Origin of the sequence: Mycobacterium mantenii (genome assembly GCF_001667865.1) — a bacterium.
GTDB classification, from domain to species: domain Bacteria; phylum Actinomycetota; class Actinomycetes; order Mycobacteriales; family Mycobacteriaceae; genus Mycobacterium; species Mycobacterium mantenii_A.
In genome coordinates this window covers 74,963-97,652 of the sequence record NZ_LZJP01000069.1, presented here as the reverse complement: position 1 = coordinate 97,652, position 22,690 = coordinate 74,963, and the positions used below count along the sequence as shown (strand labels likewise).

17 protein-coding genes are annotated in these 22,690 nt (G+C 68.8%); 9 read left to right on the top strand and 8 right to left on the bottom strand.

Annotation, left to right across the window (positions count from 1 at the left end; translation table 11 throughout):
* Positions 1 to 57: 57 nt before the first annotated feature.
* Positions 58 to 1,770, bottom strand: a complete 1,713-nt coding sequence (ilvD, locus tag A5688_RS11415; protein WP_067907940.1) for a dihydroxy-acid dehydratase — start codon at positions 1,768 to 1,770, stop codon at positions 58 to 60.
* Between the two features lie 118 nt (positions 1,771 to 1,888).
* Here ilvD and A5688_RS11410 point away from each other — a divergent pair, with 118 nt between their 5' ends.
* The 5 genes from A5688_RS11410 to A5688_RS11390 all read left to right on the top strand — a co-directional run bounded on the left by A5688_RS11410 (position 1,889) and on the right by A5688_RS11390 (position 7,700).
* Positions 1,889 to 2,179, top strand: a complete 291-nt coding sequence (locus A5688_RS11410; protein ID WP_067835068.1) for a metal-sensitive transcriptional regulator — start codon at positions 1,889 to 1,891, stop codon at positions 2,177 to 2,179.
* Between the two features lie 154 nt (positions 2,180 to 2,333).
* A complete protein-coding gene (locus tag A5688_RS11405) occupies positions 2,334 to 3,566 on the top strand; it encodes an MFS transporter (protein WP_067907943.1) in 1,233 nt (410 codons plus the stop codon).
* 117 nt (positions 3,567 to 3,683) lie between these two features.
* Positions 3,684 to 4,724 (top strand): L,D-transpeptidase, encoded by a 1,041-nt coding sequence (locus A5688_RS11400; protein WP_067907946.1) that lies wholly within the window; start codon positions 3,684 to 3,686, stop codon positions 4,722 to 4,724.
* A gap of 145 nt (positions 4,725 to 4,869) precedes the next feature.
* Entirely contained in the window at positions 4,870 to 5,451 is a 582-nt protein-coding gene (locus tag A5688_RS11395; RefSeq protein ID WP_067907949.1) for a TetR/AcrR family transcriptional regulator, read from the top strand.
* Positions 5,448 to 7,700 (top strand): molybdopterin oxidoreductase family protein, encoded by a 2,253-nt coding sequence (locus tag A5688_RS11390; RefSeq protein WP_067907952.1) that lies wholly within the window; start codon positions 5,448 to 5,450, stop codon positions 7,698 to 7,700. Before A5688_RS11395 ends, A5688_RS11390 begins: the two co-directional genes overlap by 4 nt.
* Here A5688_RS11390 and A5688_RS11385 read toward each other — a convergent pair.
* Positions 7,684 to 9,672 (bottom strand): M13 family metallopeptidase, encoded by a 1,989-nt coding sequence (locus A5688_RS11385; protein ID WP_067907954.1) that lies wholly within the window; start codon positions 9,670 to 9,672, stop codon positions 7,684 to 7,686. The genes A5688_RS11390 and A5688_RS11385 overlap by 17 nt on opposite strands.
* 41 nt (positions 9,673 to 9,713) lie before the next feature.
* Between A5688_RS11385 and A5688_RS11380 the strand changes: the two genes are divergently transcribed.
* Positions 9,714 to 10,394, top strand: coding sequence for a hypothetical protein (locus A5688_RS11380; RefSeq protein ID WP_067835081.1), 681 nt, complete (start codon positions 9,714 to 9,716; stop codon positions 10,392 to 10,394).
* Between the two features lie 7 nt (positions 10,395 to 10,401).
* Positions 10,402 to 11,085 carry a hypothetical protein gene (locus A5688_RS11375; RefSeq protein ID WP_067835083.1) on the top strand — a complete coding sequence of 228 codons (684 nt, stop codon included), beginning with the start codon at positions 10,402 to 10,404 and terminating at the stop codon, positions 11,083 to 11,085.
* A 4-nt stretch (positions 11,086 to 11,089) separates the two neighbouring features.
* On the opposite strand, the gene A5688_RS11370 is transcribed toward A5688_RS11375, so the two are convergent.
* Positions 11,090 to 11,662 carry a hypothetical protein gene (locus A5688_RS11370; RefSeq protein WP_067835085.1) on the bottom strand — a complete coding sequence of 191 codons (573 nt, stop codon included), beginning with the start codon at positions 11,660 to 11,662 and terminating at the stop codon, positions 11,090 to 11,092.
* Positions 11,659 to 14,703 carry an MMPL family transporter gene (locus A5688_RS11365; RefSeq protein WP_067835087.1) on the bottom strand — a complete coding sequence of 1,015 codons (3,045 nt, stop codon included), beginning with the start codon at positions 14,701 to 14,703 and terminating at the stop codon, positions 11,659 to 11,661. Before A5688_RS11365 ends, A5688_RS11370 begins: the two co-directional genes overlap by 4 nt.
* A gap of 349 nt (positions 14,704 to 15,052) precedes the next feature.
* Here A5688_RS11365 and A5688_RS11360 point away from each other — a divergent pair, with 349 nt between their 5' ends.
* Complete coding sequence (locus tag A5688_RS11360; protein WP_067907957.1) at positions 15,053 to 15,607, top strand: hemophore; 555 nt, start codon at positions 15,053 to 15,055, stop codon at positions 15,605 to 15,607.
* On the opposite strand, the gene A5688_RS11355 is transcribed toward A5688_RS11360, so the two are convergent.
* Positions 15,604 to 16,794 carry a lysylphosphatidylglycerol synthase transmembrane domain-containing protein gene (locus tag A5688_RS11355; protein ID WP_067907959.1) on the bottom strand — a complete coding sequence of 397 codons (1,191 nt, stop codon included), beginning with the start codon at positions 16,792 to 16,794 and terminating at the stop codon, positions 15,604 to 15,606. The two genes, A5688_RS11360 and A5688_RS11355, sit on opposite strands and share 4 nt — an antisense overlap.
* Before the next feature lie 167 nt (positions 16,795 to 16,961).
* On the opposite strand from A5688_RS11355, the gene A5688_RS11350 reads away from it, so the two are divergent.
* A complete protein-coding gene (locus A5688_RS11350; protein WP_067835093.1) occupies positions 16,962 to 18,110 on the top strand; it encodes an AI-2E family transporter in 1,149 nt (382 codons plus the stop codon).
* 41 nt (positions 18,111 to 18,151) lie between these two features.
* Here A5688_RS11350 and A5688_RS11345 read toward each other — a convergent pair whose 3' ends face one another.
* From A5688_RS11345 to trmB, 3 genes are read right to left on the bottom strand one after another with little or no spacing between them, the layout of a single operon-like run.
* The gene (locus tag A5688_RS11345; protein WP_067835095.1) at positions 18,152 to 21,064 is read right to left on the bottom strand and encodes an MMPL family transporter; all 2,913 of its coding nucleotides are present in this window, start codon (positions 21,062 to 21,064) and stop codon (positions 18,152 to 18,154) included.
* 49 nt (positions 21,065 to 21,113) lie between these two features.
* Positions 21,114 to 21,830: an NYN domain-containing protein gene (locus tag A5688_RS11340; protein ID WP_067907962.1), complete on the bottom strand. Its 717-nt coding sequence runs from the start codon at positions 21,828 to 21,830 to the stop codon at positions 21,114 to 21,116.
* 13 nt (positions 21,831 to 21,843) lie between these two features.
* The gene (gene trmB, locus A5688_RS11335) at positions 21,844 to 22,626 is read right to left on the bottom strand and encodes a tRNA (guanosine(46)-N7)-methyltransferase TrmB (protein ID WP_207546646.1); all 783 of its coding nucleotides are present in this window, start codon (positions 22,624 to 22,626) and stop codon (positions 21,844 to 21,846) included.
* Between the last annotated feature and the right edge of the window lie 64 nt (positions 22,627 to 22,690).

Here is a 22,690-nt window from a genome sequence, read left to right as displayed (position 1 = left end):
AGGCTGTTCGTTCGGCCCGGGCCAATCCTCCCGAATCCTCCAGGCCCGGGCCGGCGATCAACCGCAGACCGCGCCGATCGCGGCCGAGCTGACAAGTTTCACGTACTTGGCCAGCACACCGGTCTTGTAGCGCGGCTCCGGCGGGGTGAAATCCTTTCGCCGAGAGTCGAATTCGTCTGGATCGATCACCACGTCGAGCACGTGGTTGGCCACGTCCAGACGAATCCGGTCGCCGTCACGCAGGAAGGCGATCGGTCCGGCGTCGACGGCCTCGGGGGCGATGTGGCCGACGCACAGGCCGGTCGTCCCGCCGGAGAACCGGCCGTCGGTCAGCAACAGCACGTCCTTACCCAGACCGGCGCCCTTGATGGCGCCGGTGATGGCGAGCATTTCCCGCATCCCCGGGCCGCCCTTGGGGCCCTCGTACCGGATCACCACCGCGTCGCCCTTGGTGATGGTGCCGTCCTCCAGGGCGTCCAGCGCGGCCCGCTCGCCGTCGAAAACCCTTGCGGTGCCTTCGAACACGTCGGAGTCGAAGCCGGCGGACTTGACCACCGCACCCTCGGGCGCCAGCGATCCGCGCAGGATGGTGATCCCGCCGGTCGGGTGGATGGGGTTGCTCAGCGCGCGCAACACCTTGCCGTCCGGGTCGGGCGGGGCGATCTCGGCCAGGTTCTCGGCCACCGTCGCGCCGGTCACCGTCAGGCAGTCACCGTGCAGCAGCCCGGCATCCAGCAGCGCCTTCATCACCACCGGCACCCCGCCGATGTGGTCAACGTGGGACATGACGTGGCGGCCGAACGGCTTGACGTCGGCCAGGTGCGGAACCTTCGAACCGATCCGGCTGAAATCGTCGAGCGACAGCTCGACCTCGGCCTCGTGGGCGATGGCCAGCAGGTGCAGCACCGCGTTGGTCGAGCCGCCAAACGCCATCACCACCGCGATCGCGTTCTCGAACGCTTCCCGGGTGAGGATGTCGCGGGCGGTGATGCCGCGCCGCAACAATTCGACGACGGCCTGGCCGCTGCGCCGCGCGAAGCCGTCGCGGCGGCGGTCGGTCGCCGGCGGCGCCGCGCTGCCCGGCAACGACATCCCCAGCGCCTCGGCGGCGCTGGCCATCGTGTTGGCCGTGTACATACCGCCGCACGCGCCCTCGCCGGGACAGATCGCGCGCTCGATGGCGTCGACGTCCTCGCGGGGCATCAGGCCGCGGGCGCAGGCGCCGACCGCCTCGAACGCGTCGATGATGGTCACCTCGCGCTCGCTGCCGTCGGACAGCTTGGCCACCCCGGGCAGGATCGAACCCGCGTACAGAAACACCGACGCGAGGTCCAGCCGTGCGGCGGCCATCAGCATCCCGGGCAGCGACTTGTCGCAGCCGGCCAGCAGCACCGACCCGTCGAGGCGCTCGGCCTGCATCACGGTCTCGACGCTGTCGGCGATCACCTCGCGCGACACCAGCGAGAAGTGCATTCCCTCGTGGCCCATCGAGATGCCGTCGGACACCGAGATGGTGCCGAACTCGAGCGGATAGCCGCCCGCGGCGAACACGCCCTCCTTGACCGCCTTGGCGAGCCGGTCCAGGGACAGGTTGCACGGGGTGATCTCGTTCCACGACGAGGCGACCCCGATCTGCGGCTTGGCGAAGTCCTCGTCACCCATGCCTACGGCCCGCAGCATGCCCCGGGCGGCGGCCTTCTCCAGGCCGTCGGTGACGTCACGACTACGCGGCTTGATGTCGGCGGTTGCGGCCGAATCGGTGGTGGGCATCGTTCAAGTATGCGCTGGCCAGTCGCGATCCCAATTCGCGGGGTGATACCCCGATGGGGTATAAGCTGGAGTTCGGCGTGCCGCCGCCGCAGGGCGGGCGAATGAGCAGGGGTGACGAATGACGAACGACCACGGGTACTCGCAGCAGAAGGACAACTACGCCAAGCGGCTGCGGCGCATCGAGGGACAGGTGCGGGGCATCGCCCGGATGATCGAGGAAGACAAGTACTGCATCGACGTCCTCACCCAGGTCAGCGCCGTCAACAGCGCGCTGCGCTCGGTCGCCCTGAATTTGCTCGACGAGCACCTGAACCACTGCGTCACCCGCGCCGTCGCCGAGGGCGGCGACGAGGCCGAGGAGAAGCTTGCCGAGGCCTCAGCCGCCATCGCGCGGCTGGTTCGTTCCTGACGAGGCGAATTCGTTCCTCATCGGTGACGTAGTTGAGACCCGCGTTTCGGCCCTGATGCAGGGGGAGGCGTAGTTGCGGTCCGTACGGTAAGGCAGTGTGATCGCATTAGGCGCGACAACCCAGGAAGTGGGTAGTCCGGCCGATACAGACGCCATGACTGCCGAGACCAATGCTGCCGCGCGAACGTGGACCCCACGGATCGCGGCTCAGTTGGCTGTGCTGGCAGCCGCCGCCTTCACCTACGTCACCGCCGAGATTTTGCCGGTCGGCGCGCTGCCGGCCATCTCCCGCGACCTGCACGTCAGTTTGTTCGCGGTGGGAACGCTGTTGACCTGGTATGCCTTCGTGGCGGCCCTGACCACGTTCCCGTTGGTGCGCTGGACCGCGCATTGGCCGCGGCGGCGTGCGCTGATGCTCAGCCTGACCTGCCTGACCGCCTCGCAGGTCATCTCGGCACTGGCGCCCAACTTCGCGGTGCTGGCCACCGGGCGGGTGCTTTGCGCCATTACCCACGGCCTGTTGTGGGCGGTCATCGCACCGATCGCGACCCGGCTGGTGCCGCCGAGCCATGCCGGGCGCGCCACCATGTCGATCTACGTCGGAACCAGCCTCGCGCTGGTGGTGGGCAGCCCGCTGACCGCCGCCCTCAGCTTGATGTGGGGCTGGCGCCTGGCCGTCGTGTGCGTCACCGTCGCGGCCGCCGCCGTCACCGTCGCGGCCCGGCTGATGCTGCCGGAGATGGTGCTCACCTCCGACCAGCTCGCGCACGTGGGCCCGCGGTCGCGGCACCACCGCAACCCCCGCCTGATCATGGTGAGCGTGCTGGCGATGATCGCGGTCACCGGCCATTTCGTGTCCTACACGTTCATCGTCGAGATCATCCGCAACGTCCTAGGTGTGCGCGGGCCGAATCTCGCCTGGGTGCTGGCCGCCTACGGACTGGCCGGCCTGCTGTCGTTGCCGCTGGTGGCGCGGCCGCTGGACCACCGGCCCAAGAGCGCCGTCATCCTGTGCGTGACCGGGTTGACGGCGGCCTTCGTGGTGCTGACCGGGCTGGCGCTCGGTGGTCGGACCGGCGTGGCCACCGCGCTGATCGGGACCGCCGCCATCGTGCTGTGGGGGGCGATGGCCACCGCGGTCTCGCCGATGATGCAGTCCGCCGCCATGCGCAACGGGGTCGACGACCCCGACGGGGCGTCGGGCTTCTACGTGACCGCCTTCCAGGTCGGCATCATGGCCGGCTCGCTGGCCGGCGGCCTGTTCTACGAGCGCAGCATCACGTTGATGCTGACCGCCTCGGCGGCGTTGATGGCCGTCGCGCTGGCCGGCATCGCGGCCAACCGGCGGATGCTGGAGATTGCTCCGACAAGCTCACCCGATTCATAGCCGCCCAGCTCAGGCCGGTAATCGCGGCCCTTCCCGGGGCGCGCGCAACCGTCGGTGACGGTAGCTGGCGCGGGCGCTATGCCACACTGTGTCGAGAACACGAGTGGAGGTATGCATATGTCGGGCTGGACGAAGGCCAGGACCAGAAGGGGCCTCTTCGCCGCTCTGAACGCCACCGGCGTGGCGTCTGTCGTGGGCTTGGCGCTGGTGCTGAGTGCGTCTCCCGCCCTGGCGGATCCGGACCCGGCTCCGGCCGACCCGGGTGCGGTCGCGGCTCCGCCCGGACCGCCCGCGCCACCCGATCCGTTCGCGCCGCCGCCGCCGCCCGACCCGCTGGCGGCCCCGCCGCCGCCCAACCCGCTGGCGCCGGCACCATGGCTGCCGCCGGCGGCGCAACCCGCCGCGGCCCCGGCCGACGGGCAAAACAACACGCCGTTCACCGGCACGGCGCCGTTCGGGCCGCCGTCATTCGTCCCGAAGAGCGGCTCGACCGTCGGAGTGGGCCAGCCGATCATCATCAACTTCCCCGGAACGGTCGAGAACGCCGACGCGGCCATCGGCGCCGTGCACGTCTCGTCGGTGCCGCCGGTACCGGGCAAGTTCTACTGGATGACCCCGACCCAGTTGCGTTGGCGGCCAATCAATTTCTGGCCCGCGCACACCGCGGTGACCGTTGACGCCGGCGGCACCGTGTCCACCTTTCAGACCGGGGACACGCTGATCGCCACGGCCGACGACGCGACTCACCAGCTGATCATCACCCGCAACGGCACCGTGGAGAAGACCTTCCCGATGTCGATGGGCATGACGTCGGGCAATCACCAAACTCCCAACGGCACCTATTACGTGCAGGACAAGAAGGCGTCGGTGGTGATGGACTCCTCGACCTACGGGGTGCCGGTCAACTCGACCTACGGCTACAAGGTGACGGTGGAGGACGCGGTCCGCTTCGACAACGTCGGCGACTACGTGCACAGCGCGCCGTGGTCGGTGGACGACCAGGGCAAGCGCGACGTCAGCCACGGCTGCATCAACATCAGCCCCACCAACGCCAAGTGGTTCTTCGACAACTTCGGTCCAGGTGACCCGATCGTGGTGAAGAACTCCAGCGGCGGCAATTACAAGAAGAACGACGGCTCCGCCGACTGGATGAACTAGCCCCGCACCCTCAACGCAGAATCGCCCATTCGTCCGCGGAATTGGGCGATTCTGCGTCTTGCTGTCAGGACGTTACGGCGCGGGCTTTCGCCGGCCCGCGAATTATGTATAGCATCATACATAGCTGTCGACCTGAGGAGCGCCGATGCGCAGTCCACGCGAGCGGATGGTCGTTTCTGCCGCGCTGTTGATCAGGGAGCGGGGCGCGCGCGCTACCGCCATCTCGGACGTGCTCGAGCACAGCGGCGCGCCGCGCGGGTCGGCGTATCACTACTTCCCCGGCGGGCGCACGCAGCTGCTCTGTGAGGCGGTGGACTACGCCGGCGACCATGTCGCCGCGGTCATCGCCGACGCGGACAACGGCGTGGCGCTGATGGACACGTTGATCGACAAGTACCGACGGCAGCTACTCGACACCGACTTCCGCGCGGGCTGCCCGATTGTGGCGGTCTCCGTCGAGGCCGGCGAGGAGGAGCGGATGGCGCCGGTCGTCGAGCGCGCGGCGGCGGTGTTCGACCGCTGGTCCGACCTCATCGCCGCGCGGTTCATCGCCGACGGCATACCGCCGCGGCGGGCACACGACTTGGCGGTGCTGGCCACCACCGCGCTCGAGGGCGCGATCGTGCTGGCCCGGGTGCGCCGCGACCTCACCCCGCTCGACGTCGTGCACCGCCAGCTACGCGACCTGCTGCTGGCCGAGGCGACCAGAAAGGACGTCCCGCAATGACCGGTGAGTGGAAGTCCACGGCCTGCATCCTGTGTGAGTGCAACTGCGGCATCGTCGTCCAAGTCGAGGACCGCCGGCTCGTGCGGATCCGCGGCGACAAGGCGCATCCGGCGTCCCAGGGCTACACCTGCAACAAGGCGTTGCGGCTGGACCACTATCAGAACAGCCGCGCCCGGCTGACCTCGCCACTGCGCCGCCGCGCCGACGGCAGCTACGAGGAGATCGATTGGGACACCGCGATCGTCGAGATCGCCGAGGGTTTCAAGCACATCCGCGACAGCTACGGCGGCGACAAGATCTTCTATTACGGCGGCGGCGGGCAGGGCAACCACCTGGGCGGGGCCTACAGCGGCGCCTTCTTGAAGGCCTTGGGATCGCGCTACCGCTCAAATGCGCTGGCGCAGGAGAAGACCGGCGAGTCCTGGATCGACGGCCAGTTGTACGGCGGTCACACCCGGGGCGAATTCGAGCACGCCGAAGTGGCGGTGTTCGTCGGGAAGAACCCGTGGATGTCGCAGAGCTTCCCGCGGGCCCGGGTGGTGCTCAACGAGATCGCCAAGGACCCGGCCCGCTCGATGATCGTCATCGATCCCGTCGTCACCGACACCGCCAAGATGGCCGACTTCCACCTGCGGGTGCGGCCCGGCACGGACGCATGGTGCCTGGCCGCGCTCGCCGCCATCCTCGTCCAGGAAAACCTCTGTGACGAAACATTTCTCGCCGAGCACGTGCGCGGCGCCGACGCCGTTCGGGCCGCGCTGCGCGAGGTTCCGGTGGCCGGCTACGCGCAGCATTGCGGGGTCGACGAGGAATTGCTGCGCGCGGCGGCGCGGCGGATCGGCACCGCGGCCAGCGTGTCGGTGTTCGAAGACCTCGGCGTGCAGCAGGCACCCAACAGCACGCTGTGCTCCTACCTGAACAAGTTGCTCTGGGTGTTCACCGGCAACTTCGCGAAAAAGGGTGGCCAGCACCTGCATTCGTCTTTCGCCCCGCTGTTCGGCCAGTTCTCCGGCCGCACGCCGGTGACCGGCGCCCCGATCATCTCCGGACTGGTGCCCAGCAATGTGGTGCCCGAGGAAATTCTCACCGACCACCCGGACCGCTTCCGCGCCATGATCGTGGAAAGCAGCAATCCCGCACACTCGCTGGCGAACTCGGCCGCCTGCCGCGAGGCTTTTGGAGCGCTGGAGCTGATGGTGGTCATCGATGTCGCGATGACCGAGACCGCCAGGCTCGCCCACTATGTACTACCCGCCGCCTCGCAATTCGAGAAGCCGGAAGCCACCTTCTTCAATCTGGAATTTCCGCACAACACCTTCCAGCTGCGCCGCGCCCTGATGGAGCCCCTGCCGGGAACCCTGCCCGAGCCCGAGATCTGGGCACGGCTGGTGCGGGCGCTCGGCGCGCTGGACGAGACGGATCTGCGGCCATTGCACGACGCCGCACAAAGCGGCCGGCAGGCCTACACCGAGGCGTTCCTGTCCGCCGTGGCCACCAATCCGACTGTGGCGCAGTTACTTCCCTACGTCCTCTACGAGACGCTCGGGCCGACACTGCCGGACGGATTGCGCGGGGCGGCCGCCCTGTGGGGCCTGGCCCAGAAGACCGCCCTTAGCTATCCGGACGCGGTGCGGCGCGCCGGGCACGCCGACGGCAACGCGCTGTTCGACGCGATCCTGGACACCCCGTCGGGGGTGACGTTCACCGTGCACAACTACGACGACGATTTCGCGTTGATCAGCCACCCCGACCGCAAGATCGCACTGGAGATCCCCGCGATGCTAGGCGAGTTGGGGGCGCTGACGCGCACCCCGCCCCGGCTCACCACGCCGGACTTCCCGATCGTGCTGTCGGTGGGGGAGCGGCGCGCCTACACCGCCAACGACATCTTCCGCGACCCGACCTGGCGCAAACGCGACGCCGACGGTGCGCTGCGGATCAGCGTCGAGGACGCCCAGGCCCTGGGGCTGGTCGACGGATGCCGGGCGCGCATCAGCACCGCGGCCGGCAGCGCAGAGGCCACTGTCGAGATCACCGAGACCATGATGGCCGGTCATGCGGCCCTGCCCAACGGTTTCGGGCTGGACTACGTCGGCGACGACGGCCGCACCATCACCCCCGGTGTCGCACCGAACGTGCTCACCTCGACCGAATGGCGCGATCCCTACGCGGGCACGCCGTGGCACAAGCACGTGCCCGCCCGGATCGAGGCCGCCCAGGTGGCCGGCGGCGTCAGTTCCAGATCTTGACCCGGCGCTGCGGCTCCAGGAACAGCGCGCCGGCGTCGGCGCCGTCGAAGGCGTCGTAGAACGCGTCCATGTTGCGCAGCACGCCGTTGCAGCGGAACTCCGGGGGCGAGTGCGGGTCCACCGCCAGGCGCCGGATCGCTTCCGCGTCGCGGGATTTGGTGCGCCACACCTGGGCCCAGCCGTAGAACACGCGCTGCACACCGGTGAGGCCGTCGATGACCGGAGCGGGCTGGCCGTTCAGCGACAACTGGTAGGCCAGCAGCGCGATCGACAGGCCACCCAGGTCGCCGATGTTCTCCCCGACGGTGAAGGCGCCGTTGACGTGATGGCCGCTGGATAGGGCCCGCGGCGTGTAGTTGTCGTACTGCTCGATGAGAGCCTTTGTGCGGGAACCGAATTCGGTCCGGTCGGCGTCGGTCCACCAGTCCACCAGGTTGCCGTCGCCGTCGTATTTGGCGCCCTGGTCGTCGAAGCCGTGGCCGATCTCGTGTCCGATCACCGCGCCGATGCCGCCGTAGTTGGCCGCGTCGTCGGCCTCGGCGTCGAAGAACGGCGGCTGCAAAATGGCGGCCGGGAAGACGATCTCGTTCATCCCGGGGTTGTAGTAGGCGTTGACCGTCTGCGGCGTCATGAACCACTCGTCCTTGTCCACCGGCCCGCCGAGCTTGGCCAGCTCGCGGTCGTGGTTGACCGCGTACCCGCGCCGAACATTGCCGTAGAGGTCGTCGCGGTCGATCACCAGCGCGGAGTAGTCACGCCACTTCGCCGGGTAGCCGACTTTGGCGGTGAACTTCTCCAGCTTGGTCAGCGCGCGGTCCCGGGTCTGCGGCGTCATCCAGTCCAGGTCGCTGATGCTCATCCGGTACGCGGCCCGCAGGTTGGCGACCAGCTCGTCGATGCGGGCCTTCGCCCCGGGCGGGAAATGCCGCTGCACATAAAGCTTTCCGACGGCATCGCCCATCAGGCTCTCGACCAGCGACACCGCGCGCTTCCACCGTTCCCGGATCTGCTCGGCCCCGGTCAGCAGGCGGCCGTAGAAGTCGAAGTCCGCGGATACCAGCTCGTCGGTCAGCCAGGCGGCGCGCGCGCGGATCAACCGCCACCGCGCCCAGCTCTTCCACACCTCCAGGTCTTCGTTGCGCCACAACTCGGCGAAGGTACGCAAGTAATCGGGTTGGCGCACAATCACTTCCGCGAGGGCCTCGGGGCTGGCGCCGAGCGCGGCGGTCCAGCCGGCCCAGTCGAAGCCGACCGCCTCGTCGCGAAGCGCGGCGAACGTGCGCAGGTTGTAGGTGAGGTCGGCGTCGCGGCGCTTGACCACATCCCAGTGTGCTTCGGCCAGTTTGGCCTCCAGCGCGACGATGCGGTCGGCGGTCTGGATGTGGTCTTCCGGCTCACCGCCGAACACCAGGCCGTACATCCGGGCGATGTGCGCCGGATAGGCCTCCAGCACCTCGGCGTGCCGCTCCTCGCGATAGTAGGACTCGTCGGGCAACCCGAGGCCGGACTGGGTGAAGTGCACCAGGTAGCGGGCCGAGTTCTTGGCGTCGGTGTCCACATACACCCCGACGCCCCCGCCCGCACCGGTGCGCTGCTGAGCGCCGATCGCCCGGGCCAGCGCGTCGGCATCGGCGGCGTCGTCGATCACGGCCAGCTCGTCGCGCAGCGGCTGCACGCCGCGGCGCCGCACGGTGTCCTCGTCGAGGAAGCTGGCGTACAGGTCGCCGATGCGCTGCGCGTCGGCGTCCCCGGCGGCCGAGCCCCGCTCGCTGGCCTCGACGATCAGATCGCGCACCTGTTCTTCGGCGCGGTCATACAGCTGCCGGAAGGCCCCGTCGGTCGCCCGGTCCGCGGGGATCTCGTGTTCGGCCAGCCAGCGGCCGTTGACGTGACCGAACAGGTCGTCTTGGGGGCGGATGCTGTCGTCGACAAAGCTCAGGTCGATACCCGAGCGGATGGCCGTATTCGTCACCCCAACATCCTTCCATCTTTCCCGGGTGCAACGATCGGGCCATGTCCGACGGCGAGCGAACCGAGTCCCCTGCCGAAGAAGAGTCCGTTGACGAAGAGCCCGACGACGAGCCCGACGACGACTCGAAGGACGAGGCGGCCGACGCCGGCGAGGACGAAGCCGAAAGCGGCGAAGTCTTCTCCCCCTACGGCATCGCTTCCGCGGTTCTCGGTGTGCTGTGCGTGGCCGCGGTGGTGCTCGGCGTCATGATCTGGTCCGACCACCGCGACCAGGTCGCCGAGCGCGGCTATTTGAGCCGCGCCATGCAGACCGCCGCGGAGTGGGCGAACGTGTTGATCAACATGAACAGCGGCAACGTGGCCGCCAGCCTGCAGCGACTGCACGACGGGACGGTCGGAGAGCTCAACACCGACTTCGACGCCGCCGTGCAGCCGTACAAGGCGGTCGTCGAGAAATTGCAGTCCAAGAGCGCCGGGCGGATCGACGCGGTGGCGATCGAGACCGTCCACCACGACCTGGACACCCAGCCCGGCGTTGCTCGGCCGGTGGTTACCACCAAGCTGCCGCCGTTCGCGAGCCGGACCGACTCGGTGCTGCTGATCGCGACGTCGGTCAGCGAAAACGTCGGCGCCAAGCCGCAAACCGTGCACTGGAGCCTGCGGCTGGACGTCTCCGACGTGGACGGGAAGCAGATGATCTCCGGCTTGGCTTCGGTCAGATGAGGATTCGATGAGAAACATCTGGCGACTGTTCGCCTTCGACATCCTGGCCCCGCTGGCCGCGATCGCGGCCCTGCTGGCCATCGGGCTGGTGCTCGGCTGGCCGCTGTGGTGGGTGTCGGCGTGCTCGGTGCTGATCCTGCTGATCGTCGAGGGTGTGCTGATCAATTTCTGGCTGCTGCGCCGCGATTCGGTCAGCCTCGGCACCGACGACGACGCGCCGGGGCTGCGGTTGGCCGTCGTCCTGCTGTGCACCGCGGCCCTGTCGGCGGCCGTCGCGACTGGCTACACGCACTGGACCAAGGCGGACAACGATTTCACCGACGACTCCCGCCAGGTCGTGCAGATCGCCACCGGCATGGCGGAGGCGATGGCGTCGTTCAGCCCCACCGCCCCGACCGGTTCCATCGACCGGGCCGCGGCGATGATCGTCCCCGAGCATGCGGCCGCGTTCAAGGAGCAATACGCGAAGTCCAGCGCCGACCTGGCCCAGCACAACGTCACCGCGCAAGCCGCCACGGTGTCGGCCGGGGTCGAGGCCCTCGGCCCGTCGGCGGCCAGTGTGGCGGTGGTCCTGCGGGTGACGCAGAACGCGCCGGGGCAGCCACCCAGTCAGGCGGCGCCGGCATTGCGGGTGACGCTGACCAAGCGGGGCAGCGACTGGCTGGTCGCCGATGTGCTGCCGGTCAGATAGCCGATCAGTTGGCTTCGGCCGACCGGGCGGACTTCACCTTGACGAACCGGTCCGACAGCCGCCGGATCCGGATCATCAGCGCGGCCGTCGGGCTGGTGCTGCCGTCGAGGTAGCCGTCCAGCTCCTCGGCCGAGACCCCGATGCGGGACGCGAATTCCTGTGGGGCAAGGCCCGATCGGTCGATGAGGAGCCGCACGTGGCGGGCCACCTCGGCGCGTTCGTTGGCCTCCAGGTGGGTGCGGGCCCGCTCGAGCACCTCCCACAGCGCCTTGGCGATGCCGTACGGCCGGGTGCCTTCGAGGACCTCTTCGACCTGGCGGGCGGTCCGCCCGTACGGGTCGCGCTTGAGCGCGCCGGCGATACGCTTCCAGGTCGCGATGTCACCACCCTGCAGGGCGGAACGGATGGCGGCGGTCGGCCAGAACTCCACCGGCTGCTCGGGGTCCTGGAAGGGGCCGGACGGCCCTGCGGACGGCCCCCCAGACGGCCCCCCAGACGGCCCATTGCCGCGCTGGCGTTGTTCGGGGCCCGGCCGGTGGGGCGGCGGTGCGGGGCGTCGGTCGGGTGCCAACGTCACCTCGCCTCCTCCAGCATCGCTACGGCCACTGACAGGCAGCGCTGCCGGATGGCCTCCCAGTCCGAGTTGGCGTCGGCTTCCGATCCCTGGTCTTCCGGGTAGTCGGACGGGTTGGGATCTGCGAGTCGACGCACCAACTGGGTGGCAATCCACTGCCGCCTGGATGATTTACAACAGTAATACCTGTCCATTCCGGCCAGCACCACCGCGGCGGTCTCGGGCTCCAGCGATTCGACCATGTCTGCAAAGTCGGCATAATCGCGCCGACTGTTACGGCACATGATCAGGTAGCCCTTGAGTCGCAGGGTCTCCGCACCGGTCGGGACCAGCAGCCGGTCGCCGGTGGGTAGCTGCACGTTGGTGGTCTCCACCGGGCTGCGCCGTTCGTATTTCGGTCCGTCGCCGACGACGTCGGTGTCGCTTTCCAGCGCGTCGATCGCGACCGACAGGCGCCCGCGCCACAGGGTCACCGGATGAACGGGTCGGTCCACCCCGGCGATGGCTTTGGCGATGCCGTTGCGTGAGGTCAGCCCGCCGACCCGCTTCTTGGCGGCCAGGGAGCCGTTGGTGTGGCCGTTCGGGCCGGGCTTCTTGTCGGCCGGGCCCGCACCGACGCCGACCTTCTCCTCGCCGAGGGCGACCTGGTGGGGGATCTGCCCGGGACCCAGGCCCCTGGTCTGGTCGTCGTCGGGGTCCGACGCCACCTGGCTCGCGTTGCGGCCGCAGCCGGTGAAGGCGAGCGGATCGGTCACGCAAATCGCGTCCGGCGCCAGATGCTTGAGCTTCGCGGACGACTTGAGCACCATCCGCAGGTCGGCGTTGGGCGCGACCAGGGCCGAGATGTCGTCGGGGATGATGACGACGTCGCCGAGGTCGACCTCCGGCAGGGGCCGGTCGAAGTCGACCGACGGCAGCACCCGGGACAGCCACGGCGGCAGCCACCAGTTCCACTGGGCGAACATCGCCATCAGCGCCGGCACCATCACCAGCCGCACCACGGTGGCGTCCACCGCGATCGCGACGGCACAGGCCACGCCGATCTCGGCCACCAGCGGCATGCCGGCGAACGCGAAGCCGACGAACACCGCGATCATGATCAGCGCGGCGCTGGTGATGGTGCGCGCGCTGGTGCTGACGCCGTAGGCCACCGCGTCGCGGGTGTTACCGGAATGCAGGAAACGCTCCCGGATCCGGGTGAGCAGGAAGATCTCGTAGTCCATCGACAACCCGAAGGTCATCGCGAGCACCAGCGGCGGGACGGTGCTGTCGATCGAGCTGATCTGAGCGAAGCCGAGGTCCTTCAGCCAGCCCCACTGGAACACCATCACCAGGCTGCCGTAGGCGGCGGCGACCGACAGCAAGGTCATCAAAACGCCCTTGAGCGCCAGGAAGACCGAGTGGACCGAAACCAGCAGCATCACGAACGCGATCAGCGCGACGATGCCCAGCACCAGCGGTTCGGTCTTGGACACCTGGTCGTCGAAGTCCTTGATCAGCGCGGTCGGGCCGCCGACGTCGACGCGCGCGGTGCCCGCTTCGGGGACCTTGGGCAGCTGCGCGCGCATCCAGCCGACGGTGTCGCGGGCCTTCATGTCCTCGGGATCCACCGACAGCACCGCGGACAGCAGCGCGCTGCCGTTGTCCTCGGCGAATTGGGGCGGCGACACCGACACGATGTTGGGCGCCTGCGACATCCGCTGGCGGATCGCGCCGACGGTGTGGCTGTGTTCGGGCGAGGCCGCGCCGCCGTCGGGGAAGTTGATCAGCACCCGGATCGGGCCCAACGCGCCGGGGCCGAGGGCCTGGGCCGCGGCGCCCACGCCCGCGCGGATTTCGTGTGCCGAATCGAACTGCCGCAGCAGGCTGTTGCCCAGCACCATCGATGCGGCCGGCGCGGCCATCACGAGCAGCACCAGCGATGCCGCCAGCGCGGACATCCACGGCCGGCGCATCACCCAGCCGATCCAGCGGTTCCAGAACCGGGACTGGGTGCTCTCGGGCCGCCGCGACCAGTGCAGGAAGCGCGACCGCTTGGCGGCCGCCCGCCCGAACGTCGCCAGCGCAGCCGGCGTCAGGGTCGTCGAGGTCAACATGGCCACCGCGACGGCCAGGATGGCGCCGGTGGCCATCGATTTGAGCGCCGGGGTGTTGATGACGTAGATCCCGGTGAGGGAGGCGATGACCGTCATCCCGGACAGCACCACGGCCAGCCCGGAGGTCGCCATCGCGGCGTCGACGGCCTCGCGGGGCTGGCGCCCGGTGCGCAGTTCCTCCCGGAACCGCATCAGGATGAACAGCGAATAGTCGACCGCGAGCGCGATCCCGAACATGGAGACCGTCGAGGTCACGAACACCGACATGGTGGTGTAGGCCGACAGCAGATAAACCAGGCCCATGGTGACCACGACCGTGCAGATGCCCAGCGCAAGCGGGATGGCCGCGGCGGCCAGCGAGCCGAACACCGCGAGCAGCACGATCAGAATGACGGGCAGGTTCCACTTTTCGGCGGCCGCGATGTCATGTTTGGTGTTGGCCGCCGCGGCGGCGGACAGCGCGCCCTGCCCGATGACATAGAGCCGCACCCGCCCGTTCGCGGTCTGGCCGGGTTGGTCGCCCTTGATGCCGACCTTGGTGCGGAGCTGCTTGGCGACGTCGCTCGTGTTGCGGGAATCCAGCCGCACCGACAGAACGTAGGGCCGGTCGGGCTGGGGCGGGCGCTGGGTGGGGTTGGGGATCTCGGTGGTGCCGGGGATGCCGTTGGCGATTTGTCGTAGCTGCGCGACGGCGTCGTTCATGTCCTGGTAGCTGGCGTCGGGGCGGGGCGCGGCCACCAGCGCCAGCGACGATCCACCCTGGTCGTGGTAGAGCTCCTCGAGTTGATCGTGAACCGCCAGGGACTGCGAACCGGCCACGTCGAACCCACCGCCGGTGAGGTTGCCCGACTGCGTCAGCGCCAGGTAGACCGCCGGAACCAATGCCAGCAACCAGCCCGTGAAGACCAACCAGCGGTACTTACGCAGGCTGCGGCTGAGGCGCATCATTAACTGCTGGATTTTCGCTCCCCGGTTCTCGCGTAACGCGTGCTGGCGACGATACCGCAGCAGTCTGTGGATTATGTCGGCTTGATGGTTCCTGAGCTGCGACGACGGCGTTGTTGCCAAGACGCTGCCAAGACGTTGTGAACCGGTGACCAACCGGGATTTCGGTCACATCCCCGCCCCCGGGCTCCGTTCGGACTGGCAGCGGTGATATCGGCGATGGCAGGATGTCGAATGGCCCGCGCGGCCCCCGGGGGATTCGGGGGATTCCTGCGCTTGACGCGGCCGTCTTTTGTAGCCGTTTGCGGGGCGCCGGTCTCGGTGGTCCGCCGCAAACTCGAAGGAGTTGTCCATGACGAGAGCCACCGTTGGACGGGGCCGCAAGATCTTCGCCGGGCTGATCGCCGCCACGGTGCCCGGTGCAGCCGTCGCGGTGCTGGCCGGCACCCCGGCGACCGGGGCCAACGACCCGTGCGCGGCCAGCGAGGTCGCCCGGACGATCGGCTCGGTCTCCAAGTCGATGGGTGACTACCTGGATTCGCATCCCGAGACCAACCAGACGATGACCTCGATGCTGCAGCAGCAGGCGGGGCCGCAGTCGGTGAACGGGCTGAAGTCCTACTTCGAGGCCAACCCCAAGGTCGCCGGTGACATGACGTCGATCGCCCAGCCGCTGACCAACCTGTCGTTGCAGTGCAAGTTGCCGATCTCCATCCCCCAGGCGATGGGCATGATGCAGCAGGCGCAGGGCGCGGCCGGCGGCCTTCCCGCGCTGCCCGGCAACCCCGTGGGTGCCTCGCCGTTGGGCGGGACCACCGGTGGCGCACCGGCCGCGGCGCCCCAGCCGGCTCCGCCCGCCGCGACCAACCCGCTGCCGGGTCCGCCGCGCGGCAACACCGTCGGCTAGAGCTTGCCGTCTTTCTCCGGATCGCGATCAGCCGGATCCCGGTCGGGCGGCACCGGTCCCTGCAGGGCGGTCTCGGTCGGGTCGGCCGGCGGGTCACCCTGCAGCGGCACGATCGGTAGCGGACCCGTGATCGGGTCTTCGTCGGCGTCGGTGACGTTCTCGGTGCGGAACACGAAGAAGAACACCACCCAGCCGATCGCGGAGATGAGCAACCAGCTGATCAGCCGGTAGATCAGCATCGCCGAGATCGCGTTGGGCAGCGACATCCCGCTGGACACCAGGCCGGGCACCAGCACGGCCTCGACGATCAGCAGGCCTCCGGGCATCAGCGGGATCGTCCCGACCGCGCGGGCGGCCGCGTAGGCCACCGTCAACCCGGCCACCGAGGCGTGGTCCCCGGCGGCGTACGCGGCGAAGCCCAGGCAGGCGACGTCGGCGATCCAGTTGAACATCGACCAGCCGAACGCCACGCTCAGGTCGCGGCGGCCCAGGCTCACCGACTCGAGCTGCATCAGCGTCTCGCGCCACTTGTCCAGGCCGGTCTCGGCCGGCCGGCCGCGAATCGAGTTGACCCACGCCAGCACCCGGCAGCCGATGCCGTCGATCAGTTCCGGCCGCGACGCGACGGCCTGGGCCAGCAGCAGCAGTGCGACAAAGCCGCCGAGGGTGAACAGCAGCGAGAACGGGTTGTTCTTCGCGCCCAGCAGGAACGCGCCGCCCAGGCCGAGCAAAGCCAGCCCGACCGCCTGCAGCACGCCCGACATCACCAACTGCCACGACGCCACCACCGTCGACGCGCCCCAGAGGCGCTGCTGACGGAACAGGAAGGTCGCCGACAGCACCGGCCCACCGGGCAGCGTGGTGCTCAGCGAATTGGCGGCATAGAACGCGGCCTCGGAGCGCAACTGCTTGACGTGTACGCCGGCCGATCTGAGCAGCGTGCGTTGGATCTGGGCAAAGCTGTGCATCGACGCGGCCGCCGCGGCCGTCGATGCGAGCAACCACCACCAGTTCGCCTCATACAGGCTCATCCAGGCTTTGGCCAGCTGATCCCAGCCCAGCGAAACCTCGACGGCAAGCACGATGGCTACCGCGCCGAGGATCACCCAGCGCACCCACCAGTACTTCCCACGGGAGGTTTCCCCGGGTGGGAAGTCGAGATTGCGGGCGGGTGCGTCGTGCGGCACGTGATTTAGGGTAACGGTGCAGGTGGCGCCGCGATCGCTGCGCATCGCCCACCGTGTCGGCGTCGTAACCGGATCGTGCCGGGGGCGATGGTTCCGGACGACGCGCGGACGCCCTTGAGACAGTTGGGAGACGTTTGGCGGTGCGCCGCGGCGGATAGGCTGGCCAAATGTCAGCAAACCTCGACGATGCCTCGGTCGAACCCCTTGTCCGCAAGACCGCAGCCTGGGCGTGGCGTTTGCTGGTCATCCTTGTCGCCGTGCTCGCGCTGTTGTGGGTGGTGCAGAAACTCGAAGTCATCGTCGTTCCGGTGCTGGTGGCGCTGCTGTTGAGCGCCTTGCTGGTGCCGGTGGTCGATTGGCTGGACAAGCGGGGACTGCCCCGCGGCGGCGCGGTGGCGTTGGTGTTGCTGTGTGGCTTCGCGATCCTGGGCGGCATCCTGGCGTTCGTCGTCCTGCAGTTCATGGACGGCCTGCCCGGCCTGACCGAGCAGGTGACGCACAGCATCGAATCGACCCGGCGCTGGCTGATCCACGGGCCGGCGCATCTGCGCAACGAACAGATCGACAGCGCGGGCAACGCCGCCATCGAGGCGCTGCACAACAACCAGGCGAAGCTGACCAGCGGCGCGCTCTCCACCGCGGCCACCGTCACGGAACTGGTCACGGCGGCGGTGCTGGTGCTGTTCACGCTGATCTTCTTTCTCTACGGCGGGCGCAACATCTGGCAGTACGTCGTGCAGATCATCCCGCCGCACGTGCGTCAACGGGTGCACGAAGCCGGCAACGCCGGGTACGGATCGCTGATCGGATACGTGCGGGCCACCTTCCTGGTGGCCCTGACCGACGCGGCAGGGGTCGGCACCGGTTTGGCGATCATGGGTATCCCGCTCGCGCTACCGCTGGCATCGCTGGTGTTCCTGGGGGCGTTCATCCCGCTGGTCGGTGCCCTGATCTCGGGACTGGTGGCCGTCGTGGTCGCGCTGCTGGCCAAGGGCGTGGTGTACGCGCTGATCACGCTGGGCCTGCTGATCGCGGTCAACCAGATCGAGGCGCACTTGCTGCAACCGCTGGTGATGGGCCGCGCGGTCTCGATTCACCCGCTCGGGGTGGTGCTCGCCATCTCCACCGGCGGCGTCACGGCCGGGATCGTCGGTGCCTTGCTGGCGGTCCCGACGGTGGCGTTCCTCAACAACGCGATCCAGGTGCTGCTGGCGCCCAACCCGTCCGCAGAAGCCGAGAAGCAGACCGAGGAGGCGGACGAGAAGAACACGATGCTGCAGGCCGAACCCGACCAACCCAAGAGCGAATCCCGCTGAGGCTCAGCGTTTTCCGGGCCTAGGCAGCGCCGGGGCGGCGGTTAAAGCCGCCCCTCGCGGCGCAGCAGATCCTGAGCGGACAGCCCGCCCCCGGAGCGCCGGCGTTGCCGCGCCGGGTCGCCGTTCTCGCCCTGCCCGCGCGCGTTCACCTGCTCGGTGGCCGTGTTGGGGTCGGTGCCTTCCGATCGCATCATCGGCAGGGCGGTGGTGGGTTCGGCGGCGTCGTTGTCGTCGGAACGGTGACCGGGTACCGGGATGGCCCGCGTCTGATCACCGGACGGCGGTGCCGCCGGGCCGGGCGCGGACGCCCGCTGGGGCTGCGGAGCCTGCTCGGCGGAATTGGTGCCCGGGCGCAGGTCGGCCGGGCGGTCGCGGCCGGGCGCTCCCTGGGCGGGGAGGCGGGTCGTCTTGGCCTCGGTCGGCTGGCCGGGACGGGGCGGGATCCGCGTGGTGCCCGCGCCGTCGTTCGGCCGCCCCTTCCCGCTCGGGGACGGTTCGTGCGCGGGCCGCGGCTCCGCGGGACCCGGGCGCGCCGGCCGTGACGGCTCCAGCGCGCCGGGATGGGTGGGGTCGTGCGGTGGCCGCGGTGCCGCGGCGACCAGGCTGGCCGCAACGGGTGGCCGCGCCGGCCGGCCGTTGAGCGTGGGCCGCTTGCGCTCGTCGGGCAGGTCGATCTCACCCAGCCCGATCTTGTTCTGCAGGCGCCGGGCCCAGCGCGGAGCCCACCAGCAGTCGTCGCCGAGCAGCTTCATCACCGACGGCACCAGGAACATCCGGACGACGGTGGCGTCGAGCAGCAGCGCCGCCATCAGACCGAACGCCAGATACTTCATCAACACCAGGTCGGAGAACACGAACGAACCCGCGACCACGGCCAGCACCAGCGCGGCGGCCGTGATCAGCCGCCCGGTGGTCGCGGTGCCGATCCGGATGGCCTCGGCCGTCGACATGCCGCGCTCGCGCGCCTCGACCATGCGCGATACCAGGAACACCTCATAGTCGGTGGCCAGACCGAAACCGACGGCGACGACCAGCGCGATGACCACCACCATCAGCGGGGTCGGCGTGAAATTCAGCACGCCCGACAAGTGCCCGTCGACGAAGATCCACGTCAAGATGCCCATCGTCGAGCCCAGCGTCAGCGCGCTCATCAGGACGGCCTTGATCGGCAACACCACCGATCCGAACGCCAGGAACATCAACAGCATGGTGGCGCTGAGCAACAGGACCAGCATCAGCGGAGCCTTGTCGAACAGGCTGTGGATGCTGTCCTGCTCGAGGGCCGGCGTGCCGCCGACGTAGAGGTTCAGCCCCTTCGGGGGGTTCACCGCCCGCAGTTCGCTGATCTTTTTGGCGGCGTCGTTCTTGTTGACCAGGCCGTTCTGGATCACCCGCACCGAGCCGTCCTTGGGCACGGTCGTCCCGTTCGGGCCGGCGACGCAGGGGTTGCCGGCGATGGTCGGGCAGGCTCGCTCCTCCCACTGCTTGTCGGTGAACCCGCCGATCGAGGAGATCCTGTTGCGGATGTCGGCGACCTGCTGGTCGGTGACCTTGCTGTGGTTGGAGCTTTGGATCACCAGCGTGAGCTGCTCGGTCCGGTAGCCGGGGAAGAGCTTGTCGAAGTGCTCCTGGGCCATGCGAACCGGGTTGTCCGGTGGCAGGTATTTCTCGCTCATGCCGCCGAACGACAGGTTGCCCAGCGGGATGACCAGCAGGATCATGCCGACGGCGATCGGGATGGCAAAGGCCAACGGCCGCTTCATCACCCAGTTGACGAGCTTGCCCCAGAAGCCGGCCTCGACCTCTTCACGGGTCTTGGTCTTCTGCAGCCGGTCGGCGAGCCAGTTCAGGTAGGCCCGCGAGTACTTCCAGTTCCGCAGGAACGGCACCCGGAAGGCGGTCCGCACGCCCAGCGCGTCGACGTGGCGGCCGAGGATGCCCAGGCAGGCCGGCAGGAACGTGATCGACAGCAGCGCCGCCAGGCCCACCGCGGCGAAGATCGCATAGGTCAGCGAGTGCACGAAGCCCTGCGGCAACACCAGCAGGCTGGCGCTCGACGCGATGATCAGGACCGCGGAAAACGCCACGGTCCGCCCGGCCGTCATCACGGTTCTTCGCACCGCGGCTTCGGTGTCGTAGCCCTCGGCTATCTCCTCCCGGAACCGGCTCACCACGAAAAGCCCGTAATCGATGGCGATACCCAGACCGATCAGCGACACCACCGGCTGGGCGAAGAAGTGCACCGGCCCGAACACGGCGACCAGCCGCAGGATGCCCAGCGAGCCCGCGATGCTCAGGCCACCCACGATGGCCGGCAGGCCGGCGGCGACCGCGCCCCCGAACACCAGGAACAGCACCACCGCCACCAACGGCACCGCCAGCACCTCCATGCGGCGCTGGTCGGTGGCGATGGTGCCGGTCAGCGCGTTGGCGATCGGCTCGAGGCCGGCCAGCTGCACGGTGCCGCCGTCGAGCTTCTGCAGCTCCGGCTGGATGGCCTTGTAGTTATTGAGGATGCTGTCGTCGTCGTTGCCCTTCAGCGGGATGGACACGAAGGTGTGCTTCTTGTCCTCGCTGACCATTCCCTTGATGACGGGGTTGGTGCTTTCCGGCGCCGCCAGCCAGCCGGCCCAGCCGACGACCTGGTCGGGATGATCGGACTTGAACTTGTTGAGCTCGGCGACGATTTTGTCCCGCCAGGCCGAGTCGTCGACCGTTTTGCCGCCGGGGGCGGTGAAGGTGGCCACCACGTGGCTGGTGCGGTCGCGGCCGTAGGTCTGGTCGCCCAGCACCGACGCCTTGACGGATTGGCTTGCGTCGTCATAGAAGCCGCTCTGTGTAACATGCTTGCCCAGGCTGACTCCGAAGACGCCGCCGAGCAGACACAGAGCTACCGTGACCCCGATCACGATGTACCGGTATCGGTACACAGTTCGACCCCACCAGGCGAACACGCAAGCTCCTTACTGGATCGTTAACGACCCGCGCATAGGTTTTCCAGTGTCACACACGCGCGGTCAACAGCGCGGACAGCGGCCGGAACGGCTGCAGCCACGCACCCTGGTCAGGCAGCGAATCTAGGCCGATCCGCGGCAACGGTTCCCGGAAGACACCCGCGATATCCTCCAGATCAACGAAGTCCAAGGTATCCGACGCTAGCGCCCAACTCGCATGTTCGCGAAATCCGATCACCTGGACGCTGACCCCGCTTCGGGCGATGTCTTCCAGCGGGTGACGAAACGCCTGGCCGTCGGCGGAAGCCACCACCAGCGCCGCCAAACCTTGGGTGCGCCGCAGTTCGATATGGGCCAGCATGTCGCGGTCGACGTCGCTGTCCTCGTCGATCTTCGGCTTGGCGAACACCGCAAAGCCCACGTTACGGAGCGCGTCCACCCACGGCCGGACGACGTCGGCGCTGCCCGGCGCGATGTTGGTGAAGACGGTGGCCTCGGGTTCCACCACGACGCCCGGGCGCCCGGTGCTGACCTCGGCCGTGCGTGACAACAACCAGCGTCCCAGGGCGTCGAACCGTGGGCGTTCCAGGGCGGTTGGGCGCCGGCCCAGGATGGAGCCCAGGCCCATGTCGAGGTTGGGGGCATCCCACACCAGCAGCACCCGCCCGCCCGGGGGAGAGAAACCGCCCCCCAGCGCGTCACCGGTCAGCACCGCCGGCGGCGCGACGGGTTCGGCCCCCGCCGCGCTCTCTTCAGTCAGGCTCATACTCATCGCCTACTCATCGTTTAAGCCAAATGAATTCGGTGACGGCGCTGCCCGCTTCTTGAGCCTTCGTCTCGTACTTGGTGGTCGGGCGGACGATCGAGATCGGCAGGGCACTGCCGGGTTCGACCGGGCGCAGCCGGGGTTCGCCCGCGCCGACCTCGGCGATGTGTTCGGCGTAGCCGGCGTGGTCCGTCGCAACGTGCAGGACACCACCAGGGAGTAGCCGGTCGGCTATCAAGCCAATCGTGCCCGGCTGCAGGAAACGGCGTTTGTGATGCCGGGCCTTCGGCCACGGATCGGGGAAGAAGACCCGAACCCCGGTCAGCGAAGCCGGCGCGATGAGGCGTTGCAGGACATCGACGGCGTTGCCGCGGATCAGCCGGATATTGGTCACCTTGTCGCGGTCGATCGCGCACAGCAGCTGCGCCAGCCCGCGGCGGTAGATCTCCACCGCGATCACATCGACACCGGGCTCATCCTTTGCCATTGCCAGCGTGGATATGCCACTGCCGCAACCGATTTCGAGCACCAGCGGCGCCTCGCGGCCGAACCACGCGCGGGCGTCCAGCGGCGGTTCGCCGCCGTCGGGCTCGTCGGCCGCGGCGCCCATCGACAGACCGAGTTCGGGCCAGCGCCGTTCCCAGGTCTGGCGCTGGGCGTCGGAAAGCGCCGATCGCCGCGATCGGAAAGCCGTGGCCGGGAGATAGCGCTGGTCGGGGCGGACCGGGTCACCGATCGGCGTGTCGGACGACATCGCCACCCCGCGCTGCGCATGCATTTGTCCATGGTGGCCTATAAACCGCGGATGTAGCCGCCCCTGGTCCGGATTGATACCCAACAGTTGCCTTGAGCTGGTAACT